This window comes from Streptomyces hebeiensis (assembly GCF_052983195.1).
The window spans coordinates 2,445,721-2,465,240 of record NZ_CM129812.1 but is presented as its reverse complement, the minus strand read 5'-3'; the positions used below and the strand labels follow the sequence as shown (position 1 = coordinate 2,465,240).

Here is a 19,520-nt window from a genome sequence, read left to right as displayed (position 1 = left end):
GTGAGCAACATCCCCGAGACCGGGCGGACCCCCCGGGTCCAGATCCGGCTCGTCGTCATCCAGGTCCTCGTCCTCTCCCTCCTGCTCACCCTCGGCGGCCGGCTCTGGTACCTCCAGATCCGCAACGGCCAGGAGTACACGGACGAGGCCAAGAACAACCACGTCCAGCAGGTCGTCCAGCCCGCCGTGCGCGGCTCGATCCTCGACTCGCGCGGCGTGCCGCTCGCGGACAACGAGACCCGGCTCGTCGTCTCCGCCAGCCGCACCGAGCTGATGAAGATGACCGACGACGGCAAGGCCGTCCTGACCCGGCTCGCCGATGTCCTCGACATGAAGCCCAAGGACGTCATGGACAAGGTCAGGCTCTGCGACGCGAAGACGCCGCAGCCCTGCTGGAACGGTTCGCCGTACCAGCCGATCCCGGTCACCGACGAGGCCACCACCCAGCAGGCGCTCCAGATCAGGGAGCGCGCCGAGGACTTCCCCGGCATCACGGCCGAGCCCACCGCCGTACGCCGCTACCCCGCGCCCGGACTGGCCAACACCGCGCAGGTCCTCGGCTACCTCTCGCCCGTCACCGACGACGAGATCGCCAAGGCGCAGAACACGGACTCGCCGTACCTGCGCTCCGACCAGGTCGGCCGCTCCGGCCTGGAGCGCACGTACGACAAGGAGCTGCGCGGCAAGGCCGGCGTCACCCGCTACGAGGTCGACAACCTCGGCCGCGTCATCGGCCAGCAGCGCAGCGACGACGCCCAGCCGGGCGCCAACGTGATCACCTCCATCGACGCGCGCGTGCAGGCCGTCACCGAGTACGAGCTCAACCAGGCGATGAAGGCCGCCCGCAAGGAGATGGACCGCAACACCAACCAGCACTACAAGGCGGACGCGGGCGCCGCCGTGGTGATGGAGGCGAAGACCGGCCGGGTCATCGCCATGGCCTCCAACCCCACCTACGACCCCAACTCCTGGGTCGGCGGCATCTCCGCCAAGGACTACGCCAAGCTCACCGGCAAGAAGTCCAACTTCCCGCTGCTGAACCGGGCCATCCAGGCGCAGGCCGCGCCCGGCTCGATCTTCAAGGTCGTCTCGTCCGCCGCCGCCGTCAACGCCGGCTACGAGTTCGACGGCGACTACCCGTGCCCCAGCTCGTACAACGTGGGCAGCCAGGTCTTCAAGAACTTCGAGTCCAGGGGCTACGGCAACATCACCATCGGCCGCGCCCTGGAGGTCTCCTGCGACACCGTCTACTACGGCCTCGCGCACAAGGAGTGGCTCAAGGACGGCGGGATGAAGCCGAAGAAGGACGCCAAGAACTGGTTCTACAAGACCGCCCACCAGTTCGGCCTGGGCGCGGAGACCGGGATCGACCTGCCCAACGAGGTCCCGGGCCGTGTCCCGGACCGGGAGTGGAAGCAGAAGTACTGGGAGGCCAACAAGGACGCCTGGTGCAAGCAGGGCAAGAAGGGCGGCACCTACGTCCAGCAGCTCGCCTACGAAGGCTGCCTCGAAGGCAACCTGATGCGCGCCGGTGACTCCGTGAACTACTCGATCGGCCAGGGCGACACGCTCGTCACACCGATCCAGATGGCGACCATCTACGCGGCCATCGCCAACGGCGGCACGCTCTACAACCCCACCGTGGGCAAGGCCGTCGTCAGCCCCGACGGCAAGAACGTCCGTCAGATCGTGCCCAAGTCCCACGGCAGGCTGCCGATGTCGAAGAAGACGCGCGACCAGATAGACGAGGCCCTCGCGGGTGTCGCGACCCGCGGCTCGGCCGCCTGGCGGTTCGGCGGCTGGCCGCAGGACAAGATCCCGATGCACGCCAAGACGGGTACGGCCGAGGTCTACGGCAAGCAGACGACCTCGTGGTTCGCCTCGTACACCGAGGACTACACGATCGTGATGACGATCTCCCAGGGTGGTACGGGCTCCGGGGCCTCCGGGCCCGCCGTGCGCAAGATCTACGAGGCCATGTACGGCCTGAACCCGAAGGGCGAGCAGAACCTGAAGAAGGCCCTGATGCCCCAGCCGCAGGTCGCCCTGCCCAAGATCGAGCCGGACGGTTCGATCGACGCGCCGAAGATCGCGCCGTACGAGCCGCCGAAGGACCCGCTGGACGAGCAGACGCTCGCCGGCCCGCCCGCCTCCCCCGTACGAAGGGACTGACGCCATGGCCGGCACAGGTGGCTTCTCGGTCTCCGGATACGGTCCCGAGCGCGGGACCTGGGCGAAACTCGCGGCCCGCGACTCGGTGGTGCGCAGACTGGACTGGCCGCTGCTGTTCTCGGCGGTGGCCCTGTCGCTGCTGGGCTCGCTGCTGGTGTGGTCGGCGACCCGCAACCGCACCCAGCTCAACGAGGGCGACCCGTACTTCTTCCTCGTTCGTCACCTCCTCAACACCGGCATCGGGTTCGCCCTGATGGCCGGCACCATCTGGCTGGGGCACCGCACGCTGCGCGGCGCGGTGCCGGTGCTGTACGGGCTCTCCGTGGTCCTGGTGGTCCTCGTCCTGACCCCGCTCGGCGCCACCATCAACGGCGCCCACGCCTGGCTCAGGATCGCCGGGCTCTCGCTCCAGCCGTCCGAGTTCGTGAAGGTCACCATCATCCTGGGGATGGCGATGATGCTGGCCGCCCGGGTGGACGCGGGCGACCAGACCTATCCCGACCACCGCACGGTCGCCAAGTCCCTGGCGCTCGCGGTGGTACCGATGGCCGTCGTGATGCTGATGCCGGACCTCGGCTCGGTGATGGTGATGGTGGTCATCGTGCTCGGCGTGCTGCTCGCCTCCGGCGCCTCCAACCGCTGGATCATCGGCCTGGTGAGCGCCGGAGTGGTCGGCGCGATCGCGGTCGCGGCGCTCGGGGTGCTGGACGAGTACCAGATCAACCGGTTCGCGGCCTTCGCCAACCCGGAGCTGGATCCGGCGGGTGTCGGCTACAACACCAACCAGGCGCGGATCGCCATCGGCTCGGGCGGCCTGACCGGCACCGGGCTCTTCCACGGCTCGCAGACCACCGGCCAGTTCGTGCCCGAGCAGCAGACCGACTTCGTCTTCACGGTCGCGGGGGAGGAACTGGGCTTCCTCGGGGCCGGGCTGATCCTCTTCCTGCTCGGGGTCGTGATGTGGCGGGCCTGCCGGATCGCGCGGGAGACGACCGAGCTCTACGGGACGATCGTGGCGGCGGGGATCATCGCCTGGTTCGCCTTCCAGTCGTTCGAGAACATCGGGATGACGCTCGGCATCATGCCGGTGGCGGGGCTGCCGCTGCCGTTCGTGTCGTACGGCGGTACGTCGATGTTCGCGGTCTGGATAGCGGTGGGGCTGCTCCAGTCGATCCGGGTGCAGCGGCCGATGTCGGCCTGAGCCCTCGTGTGGGCGCCACGCTCTCCGGTACGCGCCATGTCGTGGGATCGCCCGGCGCGCGATCCCACGACGTAGATTCGGGTACATGGCGGACATGAAGCGAGAGGTCGAGAGGAAGTACGAACTCCCCGAGCCGTCCGGAAAGGGCGCCGGGAAGAGCGCGGGAAAAGGCGCCGGGAAGAGCGTCGGGAAGGGTGCGGGGAAGGGCGTCGGAAAGGGCGGGCCCGTCGCCTCCGGGGGTACGAACGGCCTGCCCGACCTGACCCGCGTCCTGACCCGTGTCGGCGGGGTCGCGTCGGTCGCCGTACGCGGGGTGGTGGAACTCGACGCCGTCTACTACGACACCGCCGACCTCCGTCTGGCCGCCGACTCCGTCACCCTGCGCCGCAGAAGGGGCGGCGCCGACGAGGGCTGGCATCTCAAGCTCCCCGTCTCCGCCGACGTGCGCGACGAGATACGGGCGCCGCTCGCCGGCGGTGTCCCCGCCGGGCTGGCCGCGCTGGTGCGCTCCCGCACCCGGGACGCCGAGCTGATCCCCGTCGTCCGGCTGCGTTCCTCGCGCGACGTCAGCCACCTGCTGGACGCCGAAGGGAACCGGCTGGCCGAGGTGAGCGTCGATTCCGTGCGCGCCCAGCGCCTCGGCGACCGGGTCGCCGCCGTCGCGTGGACCGAGATCGAGGTCGAACTGGCGGACGGTACAGATCCCGCACTGCTCGACGCGGTGGACAAGCGGCTGCGCAAGGCGGGGCTGCGCCGCTCGGCCGCTCCGTCGAAGCTGGCCCGGGCACTGGCGGAGACCGCGCCGGGCCCCGGGGACGGCCCCGGCCCGCCGGCGGACACGGCGAAGACAGCGGGGTCCGCGAAGACGACGGGGTCCGCGAAGACAGCGGGTGCGGGGGAGGCGGCGGGCGCGGCGGTGACGCCGGCGGCCCCGGCGGCGTTCCGGCCCCGGCCCGTCACCGCCGGTGACCACGTGCTCGCCTATCTGCGGGCGCAGGCCGACGCGATCGTCGCCCAGGACCCGGCCGTCCGCCGGGACCTGCCCGACGCGGTGCACCAGCTGCGCGTCGCCACCCGACGGATGCGCTCCACCTTCCGTACCCACCGCGCGCTCCTGGACCGTGCCGCCACCGACCCGGTCGCCGACGAGCTGAAATGGCTCGCGGCGGAGCTGGGGGTCGACCGCGACCACGAGGTGCTCGACGCGCGGCTGCGCGCCCGGGCCGGCGCACTGCCCGCGCCGCTGCTCCTCGGACCCGTCAGCGCCCGGCTCCAGACCTGGCACGCCGCCGGGTCCGCCGGATCGCGCGAACGCACGCTCGCCGTGCTCGACAGCCCCCGGTACCTGGCCCTGCTCACCTCGATCGACACGCTCCTGGCCGATCCGCCGCTGCGCCCGGCCGCCGCCCGGAAGCCCGGCAAAGCGCTGCCCAAGGCGATCCTCAAGGCGTACGGGAAGCTGGCGGACCGGACCGAGCACGCCCTGGCGCTGCCGCCCGGCCCGGAGCGCGACGCGGCACTGCACGGAGCCCGCAAGGCGGCCAAACGGGCACGGTACGCGGCCGAGGCCGCCCGCCCCGCGCTCGGCAAGCCCGCGAAACGGTTCGCCAAGCGTGTGAAGGCCGTACAGACGCTGCTGGGCGAGCACCAGGACAGCGTCGTGGCCCGGGACGCCCTGCGCGCACTCGCGATCAAGGCCCACGCGGCGGGCGAGTCCGCGTTCACCTGGGGACTGCTGTACGGCCAGGAGCAGGCGCGGGCCGCCGACAGCGAGCGGGAGCTGCCCGGGGTATGGGCGCGGGCGTCCGCCCGGAAGATCCGTTCGGGGCTGACCGGGTGAGCGTCGGGGTAGGCTGGATGGTCACCCTTGTCAGCTCACGAAGGTCCGCGAGATGCCTGCCGAATCGGTCTTCCCACAGCTCGAAGCTCTGCTCCCGCATGTGCAGAAGCCGATCCAATACGTGGGCGGTGAGCTGAACTCCACCGTCAAGGACTGGGACAGCTGCGACGTTCGCTGGGCGCTGATGTACCCGGACGCCTACGAGGTCGGCCTGCCCAACCAGGGCGTCATGATCCTGTACGAGGTGCTGAACGAACGCGAGGGCGTGCTCGCGGAGCGCACCTACAGCGTCTGGCCGGACCTGGAGCAGCTGATGCGCGAGCACCGGGTCCCGCAGTTCACGGTCGACTCGCACCGCCCCGTCGGCGCCTTCGACGTGTTCGGCCTGAGCTTCTCCACCGAGCTCGGCTACACGAACATGCTCACCGCCCTGGACCTGGCCGGCATCCCGCTGAACGCGGCGGACCGCACCGTCGACCACCCCATCGTGGTCGCGGGCGGGCACGCCGCGTTCAACCCCGAGCCGATCGCGGAGTTCATCGACTGCGCGGTCGTCGGCGACGGCGAGCAGGCCGTCCTGGAGATCACCGAGATCATCCGGGCCTGGAAGGCGGAGGGCGCCCCCGGCGGGCGCGAGGAGATCCTCTTCCGGCTCGCGCGGACCGGCGGGGTGTACGTACCGGGCTTCTACGACGTCGAGTACCTGCCGGACGGCCGGATCGGCCGCGTCGTCCCGAACCGCTCCGGCGTGCCGTGGCGCGTCTCCAAGCACACCGTCATGGACCTCGACGAGTGGCCGTACCCGAAGCAGCCGCTCGTCCCGCTCGCGGAGACCGTGCACGAGCGGATGTCCGTCGAGATCTTCCGCGGCTGTACGCGCGGCTGCCGCTTCTGCCAGGCCGGCATGATCACCCGGCCGGTGCGCGAGCGCAGCATCACCGGCATCGGCGACATGGTCGACAAGGGGCTGAAGGCGACCGGCTTCGAGGAGGTCGGCCTGCTGTCGCTCTCCTCGGCCGACCACACCGAGATCGGCGACATCGCCAAGGGGCTCGCGGACCGGTACGAGGAGGACAAGATCGGTCTGTCCCTCCCCTCCACCCGTGTCGACGCCTTCAACGTCGACCTCGCCAACGAGCTGACCAGGAACGGCCGCAGGTCGGGGCTGACCTTCGCTCCGGAGGGCGGCTCCGAGCGCATGCGCAAGGTCATCAACAAGATGGTCTCGGAGGAGGACCTGATCCGCACGGTCTCCACGGCGTACGGCAACGGCTGGCGCCAGGTGAAGCTGTACTTCATGTGCGGCCTGCCGACGGAGACCGACGAGGACGTCCTCCAGATCGGGGACATGGCGGTCAACGTGATCGCCGAGGGCCGCCGGGTCTCCGGCCAGAACGACATCCGCTGCACGGTCTCGATCGGCGGCTTCGTGCCCAAGCCGCACACGCCGTTCCAGTGGGCGCCGCAGCTCAGCGCCGAGGAGACCGACGCCCGGCTGGAGAAGCTGCGCGACAAGATCCGCGGCGACAAGAAGTACGGCCGCTCGATCGGCTTCCGCTACCACGACGGCAAGCCCGGCATCGTGGAGGGCCTGCTCTCCCGCGGCGACCGGCGCGTGGGCGCGGTCATCCGCGCGGTGTACGAGGACGGCGGCCGGTTCGACGGCTGGCGCGAGCACTTCTCGTACGACCGCTGGATGGCCTGCGCCGACAAGACGCTGCCGGAGTTCGGCGTGGACGTGGCCTGGTACACGACGCGGGAACGTACGTACGAGGAGGTCCTGCCCTGGGACCACCTGGACTCGGGCCTGGACAAGGACTGGCTCTGGGAGGACTGGCAGGACGCGCTGGACGAGACCGAGGTCGAGGACTGCCGCTGGACGCCGTGCTTCGACTGCGGGGTGTGCCCGCAGATGGACACGGAGATCCAGATCGGTCCGACGGGCAAGAAACTGCTGCCGCTGACAGTGGTCAACAAGTAGGGCGCATCCCGTCGGCGACGTCTTCGGGTCCGGGCGTGCCCGGACCGCGCGATCGGACGCATGAGATTCGGCGGGCTCGACGCGGTGCGCGGCAACCGCACACCGCGGACCGGAGGACATGGCCCGAGACGTCCTCCGCCCGGGCTCCCGCCGACTCTGCGCCGGCCCCGAGGCGGCGTGCGCGGGGTGCCCCGGGGCGCGGCCGGCGTGGGGTTTCCCCAGCCTGGGGAACCGGTGGAGGGCCGTACGCGTACTCTGGGTGGTACAACAACCGTCCACGGCGCGGAACCGCCACCGGGGTTTACTCGCGACAGCGGGTCCGAGCCGGGACGCGGGGCCCCACATCCGAGGGTGGTGCGTAGCCGCGCGCCGCCCGCAGCGAGGAGAAGAACCACTGGGCAAGCGACAGCCCGAAGGCCCGCCGCCCGCACCGGCGGTGCAGCGCATCCGACTGCGCTACACCAAGCGCGGCCGCCTCCGGTTCACCAGCCACCGTGATTTCCAGCGCGCCTTCGAGCGGGCGCTGCGCCGCGCCGAGGTGCCCATGGCGTACTCGGCGGGCTTCACCCCGCACCCGAAGGTCTCCTACGCCAATGCCGCCCCCACCGGCACGGGCAGCGAGGCCGAGTTCCTGGAGATCGCCCTGGTGGAGGCGCGCGACCCCGACAAGCTGCGCGACCTGCTCGACGAGTCGCTGCCGCCCGGCCTCGACATCGTCGACGCCGTGGAGGCCCGCACCCCGGGACTCGCCGACCGGCTGACCGCTTCCGTGTGGGAGCTGCGGCTGGACGGAGTGGCGCGTCAGGAGGCGGAGAGCGCGGTGGCCGCGTTCCTCGCGGCCGAATCCGTCGAGGTCGAGCGCCGCACGAAAAGCGGGATGCGGACCTTCGACGCACGTGGCGCGGTGGCCGGACTTGACGTGGACCGTTCCCGGCCTGATAGGCCAGGGGACACGCCCTGTGCGATACTGCGCCTGGTTGTTCGGCACGTGACGCCTGCCGTACGACCCGACGACGTCCTGTCCGGTCTCCGAGCTGTGGCCGACCTGGCGCCGCCGGTCCCCGCAGCGGTGACCAGGCTGGCGCAGGGGCTCTTCGACGAGGAGTCCGGCACGGTGACCGACCCGCTCGCGCCCGACCGCGAGGCAGTCCGGCCCGCCGCATCCGCGGCCGCCGGGACCGCCGCCGCGACGGCGCCGGAAGGTGCAGGTTCCGCGTAGGACGGTCGTTGTAGCGCGGCCCTGGGACCCGGCAGTCACCGGGTACGGACGGCGCACTGACCAGAAGACTTTCGCCAGGCCGTGCGTACATCGCGCAGGGAACCGGCGAGCCGGACATAACAGCTCCCGTGCGGCGCCCGCGCCCCGGACGGCGGCATTCGCGCACAGCGCGGGCCGCGGCCGGACCGGATCCATGGCGCGGCGCCCGGGAGCGTGACGGGAGAACCGCCCGCATGCATGAGCCCACAGAGCCCCGTACCCCCGGGGACACCAACGAAGAGAACAACACTCCCAGCGACACGCTGCCGCCGCGCCGCAGGCGCCGCGCGGCGTCCCGGCCCGCGGGCCCGCCCGTCGGCGCCGACGGCGGCGCGGAGACGACGGGCGCACCGGCCGCCCCGCCCGCCGAGCCGGCCGCGCAGGACGCTGCGGCTCCGACCGGCGCCACCGCCGAGGTGCCCGCGCCGCGTCCGCGCCGCCGGGCGACCCGTAAGGCGACCGCGCCCGCCGGCGCGCCGACGCCGTCCGAGGCACCGGCTCCGGCTCCCGTCGAGGCGGGGGAGAAGCCGGAGGCGGCAGAAGCCGCGGCCACGGCTGAGGCGCCTGCCGCGCCGCGTCCGCGCCGTCGTGCGACGCGCAAGGCGACCGCGCCCGCCGGTACGCCGCCCGAGTCCGAGTCCGAGGCGGTGGCGCCGGTGGAACCCGCTCGTACGGCCGTGAGCGAGGAGGCCGTCGAGGCCGCCGCTCCGGCCGGGACGGATGCCCCCGCCGCGCCGCGTCCGCGCCGCCGGGCCACGCGCAAGACCGCCGCGCCCAAGGCCGCTCCTGAGCCGACGAGCAGCGCGCCGGAGGCCGGGGCCGCCACCGAGGCCGTCACCGATGTCGCGGAGACCGCCGAGGCACCCGAGGCGCCCGCCGCGCCGCGTCCGCGCCGCCGTGCCACCCGGCGGGCCACCGCGCCCAGCGGCGCGCCGACGACGGGTGACGAGAGCGCCGCGACGGGTTCCGTCGCGCAGCTCACCGCCGAGGAGGAGCCCGTCGCGGCCGCCGAGCCGCCCGCTCCTCGCAGCCGTACGCGACGCAAGGCCGCCGCGGCGCAGACCACGCCCGAGCCCGAGCCCGCGCGGCCCGTCGCCGGGACCGAGCAGGCCGAGGCGCCGGAGCAGCGCACGCGCCGCCGCGCCGCGCGGCCGGCCGTCGCCGTGTTCCAGGCGCCGGTCTTCACCGAGCCGATGTTCCAGACGCCGGAGACGGCCGCCGCCGCGGCCGCCGCGGCCGTGGCCGCCGAGGAGGACGAGGACGAGGTCCAGGCCCCCGTGCCGGCCGAGCCCGTCGCGTCGGAGAACCCGGGCCGTCGCAGGCGCCGGCGCCGCGGCGAGCCCGCCGAGCCGGCGGAGAGCCACGCGGAGGCGGCACCGGTACGGGAGGAAACAGAGGCGGCACCGGTGCGGGAGCCCGCCGAGGCCGCCGCCGAGGCCGCGGCCGACGAGACGCGGTCCGCCGACGGCGACGACTCCGACGAGTACGAGGACCGTCCCTCGCGCCGCCGTCGCCGTGGCGGCCGCCGCCGCCGTCGTGGCGAGTCCGCGGACGCGGAGGAGAGCACGGACGAGCAGGAGCCGCAGGAGGAGTCCGGCACCCGCGCCGAGGAGTCCGAGGACGAGCAGGAGGACGACGGCGGCCGCCACGGCGACGACGCCGCCGGGCGGGAGGAGCACGAGGCCGCCTCCGGCGGCGGCTCCGCCAGCAGCCGTCGCCGTCGTCGCCGACGCCGCCGCAGCGGGGAGTCCGCGGGCGAGCCGGAGGCGGGCGGCGACGACCCGGAGCGTACGGTCGTCAAGGTCCGCGAGCCGCGCGAGCGTCGCGCCCGCGACACCGAGGCGGGCACGGGCTCCGACGAGGTGCAGTCCATCAAGGGCTCGACTCGTCTGGAGGCCAAGAAGCAGCGCCGCCGCGAGGGCCGCGAGCAGGGCCGCCGCAGGGTGCCGATCATCACCGAGGCGGAGTTCCTGGCGCGCCGGGAGGCCGTCGAGCGGGTGATGGTGGTCCGCCAGAACGGCGAGCGCACCCAGATCGGCGTCCTCGAGGACAACGTGCTCGTGGAGCACTACGTCAACAAGGAGCAGGCCACCAGCTACGTCGGCAACGTCTACCTGGGCAAGGTGCAGAACGTCCTGCCGTCCATGGAGGCCGCCTTCGTCGACATCGGCAAGGGACGCAACGCCGTCCTGTACGCCGGTGAGGTCAACTTCGAGGCACTGGGCATGGCGAACGGCCCGCGCCGGATCGAGAGCGCCCTCAAGTCCGGCCAGTCGGTCCTCGTCCAGGTGACGAAGGACCCCATCGGCCACAAGGGCGCCCGGCTGACCAGCCAGGTCTCGCTGCCCGGCCGGTACCTGGTGTACGTGCCCGAGGGCTCGATGACCGGTATCAGCCGCAAGCTGCCCGACACCGAGCGCGCCCGGCTGAAGACGATCCTCAAGAAGATCGTCCCCGAGGACGCGGGCGTCATCGTCCGTACGGCCGCCGAGGGCGCCAGCGAGGACGAGCTGCGGCGGGACGTGGAGCGTCTGCAGGCGCAGTGGGAGGACATCAGGAAGAAGGCGAAGAACGGCGGCGCGCCGACCCTTCTCTACGGTGAGCCCGACATGACCGTCCGGGTCGTCCGCGACATCTTCAACGAGGACTTCTCGAAGGTCATCGTCAGCGGTGACGAGGCGTGGCAGACCATCCACGGCTACGTCGCCCATGTCGCGCCGGATCTGTCCGACCGGCTCCAGCGCTGGACGAGCGAGGTGGACGTCTTCGCGACGTACCGCATCGACGAGCAGCTGATGAAGGCGCTGGACCGGAAGGTCTGGCTGCCGAGCGGCGGTTCGCTGGTGATCGACAAGACCGAGGCCATGGTCGTGGTCGACGTCAACACCGGCAAGTTCACCGGCCAGGGCGGCAACCTGGAGGAGACCGTCACCAGGAACAACCTGGAGGCGGCCGAGGAGATCGTGCGCCAGCTGCGGCTGCGCGACCTGGGCGGCATCGTCGTCATCGACTTCATCGACATGGTGCTGGAGTCGAACCGGGACCTCGTGCTGCGGCGGCTGCTGGAGTGCCTGGGCCGGGACCGTACGAAGCACCAGGTGGCCGAGGTCACCTCGCTGGGGCTGGTGCAGATGACCCGCAAGCGGGTCGGGCAGGGGCTGCTGGAGTCGTTCTCCGAGACCTGCGTCCACTGCAACGGCCGCGGCGTGATCGTCCACATGGAACAGCCGGTCGCGGCGGGCGGTGGCGGGGGCGGCAAGCGCTCGAAGAAGCGCGGCCGTGGCGCGGCCGGCGCGGACCACGAGCACGAGCCGGTGGTCCCCGCCGCACGGCCGGAGAGCGCTCCTGAGCCGGAGACCGCGGTCGCCGAGAGCGAGGCCGAGGTGGCCGCCGAGGCGGCGGTCCCGGTCGCGCTGCCCGCGCCGGAGTTCGCGCCGGACGAGGAACTGTTCAACAGCGTGGCGGAGGCGGAGGCGGCCGCTCGCGGCCGTACCCGCCGCCGGGCCTCGCGGAAGGCGTCGGCCCCGGCGGGTTCGCCGAAGGCGGCGGACGCGGGGACGCCCGCCGTGCGGCCGGAGCCGCAGCCGGTGGTGGTGCCGGAGTCCCGGCCGGTGCCGGCCGGGCCTGAGACGACGGCCGAGCCGGAGACAGCGGCCGAGCCGGTCGTCGCGCAGGCGCCCGAGGCGGAGGCGGCCCCTCAGGGCCGTACGCGCCGCAGGGCGACCCGCAAGGCGTCGGCACCGGCCGGTTCGCCGAAGGCGGCGGACGCGGAGGCGCCCGCCGAGGTGGTCGTTCCCGCTGCCCCTGAGTCCCGGCCCGAGCCGGTGGCCGAGGCCGCCGCGCCCGCCGAGGCGGCGGAACCCACGGCCCCGCCGCGTGCCCGTCGCCGGGTGACCCGCAAGGTCACGGCCCCGGCCGGTTCGCCCTCGGGCGCGGAGGAGGCCGCGATCGTCGTGGTGCCCGCCGCGCAGCAGCGCGAGGCCGCCGTGGCCGCGTCGGACCCGGCTCCGGTCCTGGAGCCGGAGTCGGAGTCGCCGTCCGCCGAGCCGGAGGAGGCCCCGGCCCCGGCGAGGAAGACGACGCGCAAGGTCGCCAAGAAGGCCCCGGCGAAGAAGACGGCCGCCAAGAAGACGACCACGGCCAAGAAGACCGCGGCGAAGAAGACGACGGCCAAGAAGACGACCACGGCGAAGAAGACGACGAAGTCGGCGACCAAGAAGGCCGCCACCAAGTCGGCCGCGAAGAAGACCGCGGCGGCGGAGCAGCAGCCGCCCGCGGGCGTCACGGCGCCGACGGACAGCTGATCGTTCCTCCCGCGCACGCGTGCGGTGCCCCACTCCTCGAACACCGGGGGTGGGGCACCGCCCGTTTCGTCCATCGCCCCCCTCGGGGCGACCGCGTTTTTTCCCCCGGCCTCCCGGCGCCCGGAGCCCGGCCGCGGGGCCGTCTCCGGCAGGGCCGGTTTGACCGTCGCCGAGGGCGGATCGTAGTCTTGACCCTCGGCGTGTCTGTATGCGCGCCTACTCCTGAGCACCTACCTCCCGGCATCCGGGGGAGGCCGCTCGTCCTCATCCGGACCGTCGCGGGCTTCGGCCCGTGCGGGCGGCTGGCATCAGGGGTTCCGTTCCGAGCGAGAGTGAGATCCGCGTGTACGCCATCGTGCGCAGCGGTGGTCGCCAGCACAAGGTTGCTGTCGGCGACACCGTTGAGGTTGACAAGATTTCCACTGCCAAGGTTGGCGACACGGTCGAGCTCTCGACCCTGCTCGTGGTCGACGGTGACACCGTCACCAGCGACCCGTGGGTGCTGGACGGGATCAAGGTCACGGCCGAGGTCGTGGACCACCACAAGGGTGCCAAGATCGACATCCTGCGCTACAAGAACAAGACCGGCTACCGCCGCCGCCAGGGTCACCGTCAGCAGTACACGGCGATCAAGGTCACCGGCATCCCGACGGCCGCGAAGTAAGGGACTGAGGAGACATGGCACACAAGAAGGGCGCATCGTCCACCCGTAACGGGCGCGACTCGAATGCCCAGCGGCTCGGAGTGAAGCGCTTCGGCGGCCAGCTCGTCAACGCCGGTGAGATCATCGTCCGCCAGCGCGGCACGCACTTCCACCCGGGCTCCGGCGTCGGCCGTGGCGGCGACGACACGCTGTTCGCGCTGAGCGCCGGTGCGGTGCAGTTCGGCACCCGCCGTGGCCGCAAGGTCGTGAACATCGTTCCGGCCGCCTGATCACCAGGCAGTCGTAGAGCGGTTTCCCGCGAGGGCGGACCTCACTTCCCGGCAGACGGGGAGCGGGTCCGCCCTTCGTACGTTCGCGGTCCGCCCGGTGGACCCGCCTGGTCGACCCGCCCGGTGGACCCGACCGGTCGATCCCCCGACCCGTCCGACCGTATGACCCCGCCCACACGCCGTGGGCGGACCCGATGGACCTGATGTACTGGAGGCAATCCCCATGACCACCTTCGTGGACCGCGTCGAGCTGCACGTCGCCGCGGGTAACGGAGGCCACGGCTGCGCCTCCGTGCACCGGGAGAAGTTCAAGCCGCTCGGCGGGCCCGACGGGGGCAACGGCGGCCGGGGCGGCGATGTGATCCTCGTCGTCGACCAGTCGGTGACGACGCTGCTGGACTACCACCACTCCCCGCACCGCAAGGCCACCAACGGCAAGCCCGGCGAGGGCGGCAACCGTTCCGGCAAGGACGGTCAGGACCTGGTGCTGCCGGTGCCGGACGGCACCGTCGTCCTCGACTCGCGCGGTGAGGTCCTCGCCGACCTGGTGGGCCACGGCACCACCTATGTCGCCGCCGAGGGCGGCCGGGGCGGGCTCGGCAACGCGGCGCTGGCCTCGGCCCGCCGCAAGGCCCCCGGCTTCGCGCTGCTCGGTGAGCCGGGGGACGCGGGTGACGTCGTCCTGGAGCTCAAGACCGTCGCCGACGTGGCGCTCGTCGGTTACCCGAGCGCCGGCAAGTCCTCGCTGATCTCCGTGCTCTCCGCGGCCAAGCCCAAGATCGCCGACTACCCGTTCACCACGCTGGTCCCCAACCTGGGGGTGGTCACGGCCGGCGCCACCGTCTACACCGTCGCGGACGTACCCGGCCTGATCCCGGGCGCCAGCCAGGGACGCGGGCTGGGCCTCGAGTTCCTGCGCCACGTCGAACGCTGCTCGGTGCTCGTCCACGTCCTGGACACGGCGACGGCGGAGCCGGACCGGGACCCGGTCTCCGACCTCGACACGATCGAGGCGGAGCTGGCGCAGTACGGCGGCCTGGACGACCGGCCGCGCGTCGTCGTGCTCAACAAGGTCGACGTCCCGGACGGCCAGGATCTCGCGGACATGATCCGCCCCGACCTCCTGGAGCGCGGCTACCGCGTCTTCGAGGTCTCCGCGGTGGCCCACAAGGGGCTGAAGGAGCTGTCCTTCGCGCTCGCCGAGATCGTCGCCAAGGCCCGTGCCGACAGGCCCAGGGAGGAGGCGACCCGGATCGTCATCCGGCCCAAGGCCGTGGACGACGCGGGCTTCACCGTCACCCGCGAGGACGACGGGCTCTTCCGTGTGCGCGGCGAGAAGCCCGAACGCTGGGTGCGCCAGACCGACTTCAACAACGACGAGGCCGTCGGCTACCTCGCGGACCGGCTGAACCGGCTCGGTGTCGAGGAGGAGCTGATGAAGGCCGGGGCCCGCGCGGGCGACGGCGTGGCGATCGGCGCCGAGGACAACGCCGTGGTCTTCGACTGGGAGCCCACGGTGATGGCCGGTGCCGAGATGCTGGGCCGACGGGGCGAGGACCACCGTATGGAAGCGCTCCGGCCGGCGGTGCAGCGGCGCCGGGAGCGGGAGGCCGAGCGGGACGAGGCGCAGCGGGAGTTCGACGACTTCAACCCCTTCTGACCGTTTCACACCTCTTCCGGGGTCGCGTTACGGACACGGGCGGTCAGGGCGTTTCGCCGTGGCCGCCCGTTTGCGTAGCCTCTCAGGAGCCTCTCATTTGAAACCCCCCGCGCTCCGACGTGAAACTTCTGTGGTGTCCTTCACGTACGACTTCCGGCCACGTCCCGTTGGTTCACAGGTCTTCGCAGGTGAATCAGGGGTTGCGGGCCGGTGTCGCCCGGTGGTGGTCCACCTTGCACGACGATTGCCGCGGGTGGGACCATCGGCCCATCCTCTGAGCCCGCAAGGTAGGTCAGTCCTGTGTCTGGAACTCCCGCTTCCGCGTCGTCCGCGAAGCCCCGCACCACCGCCGTCGTCCTGGCAGGCGGTACCGGTCAGCGCGTGGGCCTGTCGATCCCGAAGCAGCTGCTGAAGATCGCGGGGAAGGCGGTCATCGAGCACACCCTGTGGATCTTCGAGCAGGCCGAGTCGATCGACGACGTGATCGTGCTGATGGCTCCGGGCTACACGGGCGACGTGGAGAAGATCGTCGCGAAGGCGGGGCTCAGCAAGGTCAGCCGGGTCATCGAGGGCGGCGCGACGCGCAACGAGACCACCGAGCGCGCCATCGCGGCGCTGGGCGAGGGGCTGGCCGAGGGCGAGGACCGCAACGTCCTGTTCCACGACGCCGTCCGTCCGCTGCTGTCGCAGCGCGTGATCCAGGACTGCGTGGACGCGCTGGAGCGCTACCAGGCGGTGGACGTGGCGATCCCGTCGGCGGACACGATCATCGTGACCCGGACGCACGGTGAGGACGGCGAGTTCATCACGGACGTCCCCGACCGCTCCCGGCTGCGGCGCGGCCAGACCCCGCAGGCGTTCAAGCTGTCCACCATCCGCAGGGCGTACGAGGTCGCCGCCGGGGACCCCAACTTCCAGGCCACCGACGACTGTTCCGTGGTGCTCAAGTACCTGCCGGACGTGCCGATCCACGTCGTCGCGGGCGACGAGTACAACATGAAGGTCACCCAGCCGGTCGACGTCTTCATCGCCGACAAGCTGTTCCAGCTCGCGTCCGCCGCCGCGCCGCAGCAGTCCTCCGACGAGGCCTACCGCGAGCTGCTGACCGGTAAGACCCTGGTCGTCTTCGGCGGGTCGTACGGCATCGGCGCGGACATCTGCAAGCTCGCCGAGTCCTACGGCGCCACGGTGTACGCGCTGGGCCGTTCCACCACCGGCACGCACGTGGAGAACCCCGAGCACGTCGACGACGCGCTGTCCCGCGCGTACGGCGAGACGGGCCGCATCGACTACGTGATCAACACGGCGGGCGTCCTGCGCATCGGCAAGCTGGCCGAGACGGACAACACCACCATCCAGGAGGCGCTGAACGTCAACTACCTGGCGCCGGTGCAGATCGCCCGCGCCTCGTACAAGTACCTGGCGGAGACCAAGGGCCAGCTGCTGCTCTACACCTCCAGCAGCTACACGCGCGGGCGTGCCGAGTACAGCCTGTACTCGTCCACGAAGGCCGCCATGGTCAACCTCACCCAGGCGCTGTCGGACGAGTGGGCCGCCGAGGGCATCCGGGTGAACTGCGTGAACCCGGAGCGTACGGCGACTCCGATGCGCACCAAGGCCTTCGGCCAGGAGCCCGAGGGGTCGCTGCTGTCGTCCGAGGCGGTCGCGCGGACCTCCCTGGACGTGCTGCTCTCCGAGCTGACCGGACACGTCATCGACGTACGGCAGCAGGACCCGACCCGGGGCGCGTCCGAGGCGTCGGACTTCGAGCAGGCACTGGCCGCCGTCCTGGACCGTCAGGAAGATGTGTCATAATTCTCGACAATCTTGATACGGGCCTCCGTGGACGCCGCAGACGCGGGAACCACGGGGGCCCGAATTCGTGGAGCCGGGGTCCTGCCGTCCGGGGCGGCTCGGAAAGACCCGGACGAAAGGCCCCCGGACCTTCACGCTCTCGTCGCAATATCAACAGCCGGCACGCTCTGGAGCAGGTATTCCGTGATTTCGACAGCCATTCGCCTGGCCCGTGTGGGCAGCGGATCAGAGCTGGCAGCAGCACTTCTTCTGGGACTGGGTTTCCCGTGCGTCATGCTCGCCGCGATAATTCCGAACCTCTGGCTCTTCGCCGCGGCGGCCGCCGTGACGTATCTCGCGGACACGTACCTGCACAAGCGCGGCAGCTATCTGGTCAACAGGCTCGCCAAGGTACGGGCCGGGCTGTCGATCCGGTTCCTGATCCGCCAGATGCTGATGGCACTGATGGTGGCGAGGTCCGGGCTCGGTGAGGACCGGATCTTCTACGTGACCGTGGTCGTGGTCCTCGTCTTCTACGGCCTCCAGGCACCGCACGGCGCGATCGTCACCCTGCTCCGGCTGCGCCGGCGGCTGCCCGTGGTCACCCGCAACATCGACCTCACCGGGATCCGGATCCCCGACGCGCCGCCGCGCGGCCTGCTGCACCGCTCCGCCGAGAAGATGCTGCACCTGGACCTCTTCGCCATGGCCGGCGTGATCGTCACGGTGCAGACGCGGGACAACCTCTACGGCTACGTGGGGCTCGGCCTGACGCTGGCGCTCGCCGTCCTCTACATCCTCGCCCTGCTGCCGTACCTGCGCCCGGCCCGGCTGGTGCCGGCCGCGGACAAGGTGCTCGCGGCCGTGGACGAGTGGCTGGCCGACTACCGGCCGACCGTCATCCTGTACTTCTCCGGCTCCAAGGACTCCGCGTACCAGGTCAACATGTGGCTGGAGACCATGGACCAGATCGACGGACGGCCGCTGATCGTGTTGCGGGAGCGGGCCATCGCGAGCCAGCTGGCCCCGACGTCCGTGCCGGTGCTCTGCGTCCCGGGCGGGGTGCACCTGATGAACCTGGACCTGTCGAGCGTGCGCGTCGCGCTGTACGCGGCCAACGTCGGCAAGAACATCCACATGCTGCGCGTCCCGACGATGAAGCACGTCTTCATCGGCCACGGCGACAGCGACAAGCTGGCCAGCGTCAACCCCTACAGCAAGGCGTACGACGAGGTCTGGACGGCGGGCCGGGCCGGCCGCGACCGCTACGCGCTGGCCGACGTCGGGGTGCGGGACGAGGACATCGTCGAGGTGGGCCGGCCGCAGCTGGCGCCCATCCGGCCCGCGACGGGCGCCCCGAAGAACGCGATCCCCACGATCCTGTACGCGCCCACCTGGGAGGGCTGGGACGACAACCCGGGCAACACCTCGCTGCTGCTGGCGGGCGAGAACATCGTCAAGCGGCTGCTGACGGCCGAGCCCCCGGTCCGGCTGCTGTACAAGCCGCACCCCTTCACCGGTACGCGCAGCCCCAAGGCGAAGGCCGTGCACGCCCGGATCACGGCGATGGTGGAGAAGGCCGCGGCCGAGCGGGCCGGCGACACCCGGTGGGCCGAGGAGACCGCGGCCTCGCGCGCGGACATGAGCGCGGCGCGCTCGGAGCTGAACCGGATCCAGGCGCGGCTGACCGAGCTGTCGGGCGTCGCCGACAGCGGCCGGGACGAGGCCGAGGAGTCGCGCGAGTCGAAGGCCGACCCGGCGCGCCAGGCGGAGCTGACCCGGCTGCGGAACGAGTGGAACGCCGCCTACTGGCGGTCCTTCGGCTGGTGGGAGCACCGGGTCATCGACGGCGCGGAGCCGCGGCTGTACGACTGCTTCAACGAGTCGGACGCGATGGTCTCCGACATCTCCAGCGTGGTCTCCGACTTCATCGCCAGCGGGAAGCCCTACGCGGTGACCGACTCGGCGGAGCTGGGCGCCGCCGAGTTCAAGCGGCAGAACACCGCCGTACGCGCCGCCGTGATCCTCTCCAACAGCGCCGCCGAACTGGACGAACTGCTCGCGGCGGTCGCCGATCCGGCCGCCGACCGGCTGGCCGGGGCCCGCGCCGAGCTGAAGCGGTATCTGCTGGGGCCGGACGAGCCGACCTCGATGGAGCGGTTCAACGCGGCCACGCGGGCGCTGGCCGCCAAGGCGGAGGCCCGCAACCTGGGGGTGGAGCAGCGTCTGGTGGAGCCGCTGGAGGCGCCCGCTCCGGACGACCAGGCGCCGGTCGGCCCGCGGGCCGAGGAGGGCCTGGAGAGTTCGGAGAACGCCCCGACGGAGCCCGAGAACAACGATCTGGACTCGCCCGTGGGACCCGTGGGCGGCTGAGCCG

11 protein-coding genes are annotated in these 19,520 nt (G+C 71.9%); all 11 read left to right on the top strand.

Annotated features, from left to right (window positions below; all coding sequences use genetic code 11):
- Positions 1-2,172: a penicillin-binding protein 2 gene (gene mrdA, locus ACU6P3_RS10490; protein ID WP_447196879.1), complete on the top strand. Its 2,172-nt coding sequence runs from the start codon at positions 1-3 to the stop codon at positions 2,170-2,172.
- A 4-nt stretch (positions 2,173-2,176) separates the two neighbouring features.
- Entirely contained in the window at positions 2,177-3,373 is a 1,197-nt protein-coding gene (gene rodA, locus ACU6P3_RS10485) for a rod shape-determining protein RodA (RefSeq protein ID WP_344277218.1), read from the top strand.
- Between the two features lie 85 nt (positions 3,374-3,458).
- Complete coding sequence (locus tag ACU6P3_RS10480; protein WP_447196878.1) at positions 3,459-5,213, top strand: CYTH and CHAD domain-containing protein; 1,755 nt, start codon at positions 3,459-3,461, stop codon at positions 5,211-5,213.
- 52 nt (positions 5,214-5,265) lie between these two features.
- Positions 5,266-7,194, top strand: a complete 1,929-nt coding sequence (locus ACU6P3_RS10475) for a TIGR03960 family B12-binding radical SAM protein (protein ID WP_447196877.1) — start codon at positions 5,266-5,268, stop codon at positions 7,192-7,194.
- Between the two features lie 436 nt (positions 7,195-7,630).
- Positions 7,631-8,413: a TIGR03936 family radical SAM-associated protein gene (locus ACU6P3_RS10470; RefSeq protein ID WP_447196876.1), complete on the top strand. Its 783-nt coding sequence runs from the start codon at positions 7,631-7,633 to the stop codon at positions 8,411-8,413.
- 233 nt (positions 8,414-8,646) lie between these two features.
- Positions 8,647-12,756 carry an Rne/Rng family ribonuclease gene (locus ACU6P3_RS10465; protein WP_447196875.1) on the top strand — a complete coding sequence of 1,370 codons (4,110 nt, stop codon included), beginning with the start codon at positions 8,647-8,649 and terminating at the stop codon, positions 12,754-12,756.
- A gap of 343 nt (positions 12,757-13,099) precedes the next feature.
- Positions 13,100-13,420 carry a 50S ribosomal protein L21 gene (rplU, locus tag ACU6P3_RS10460; protein WP_030748110.1) on the top strand — a complete coding sequence of 107 codons (321 nt, stop codon included), beginning with the start codon at positions 13,100-13,102 and terminating at the stop codon, positions 13,418-13,420.
- 14 nt (positions 13,421-13,434) lie between these two features.
- Positions 13,435-13,689 (top strand): 50S ribosomal protein L27, encoded by a 255-nt coding sequence (gene rpmA, locus ACU6P3_RS10455; protein WP_030748109.1) that lies wholly within the window; start codon positions 13,435-13,437, stop codon positions 13,687-13,689.
- A gap of 223 nt (positions 13,690-13,912) precedes the next feature.
- Positions 13,913-15,349, top strand: a complete 1,437-nt coding sequence (gene obgE, locus ACU6P3_RS10450; protein ID WP_447196874.1) for a GTPase ObgE — start codon at positions 13,913-13,915, stop codon at positions 15,347-15,349.
- 300 nt (positions 15,350-15,649) lie between these two features.
- Complete coding sequence (locus tag ACU6P3_RS10445) at positions 15,650-17,164, top strand: SDR family NAD(P)-dependent oxidoreductase (protein WP_447196873.1); 1,515 nt, start codon at positions 15,650-15,652, stop codon at positions 17,162-17,164.
- A gap of 183 nt (positions 17,165-17,347) precedes the next feature.
- Positions 17,348-19,516 (top strand): CDP-glycerol glycerophosphotransferase family protein, encoded by a 2,169-nt coding sequence (locus tag ACU6P3_RS10440; protein ID WP_447196872.1) that lies wholly within the window; start codon positions 17,348-17,350, stop codon positions 19,514-19,516.
- Positions 19,517-19,520: the final 4 nt, after the last annotated feature.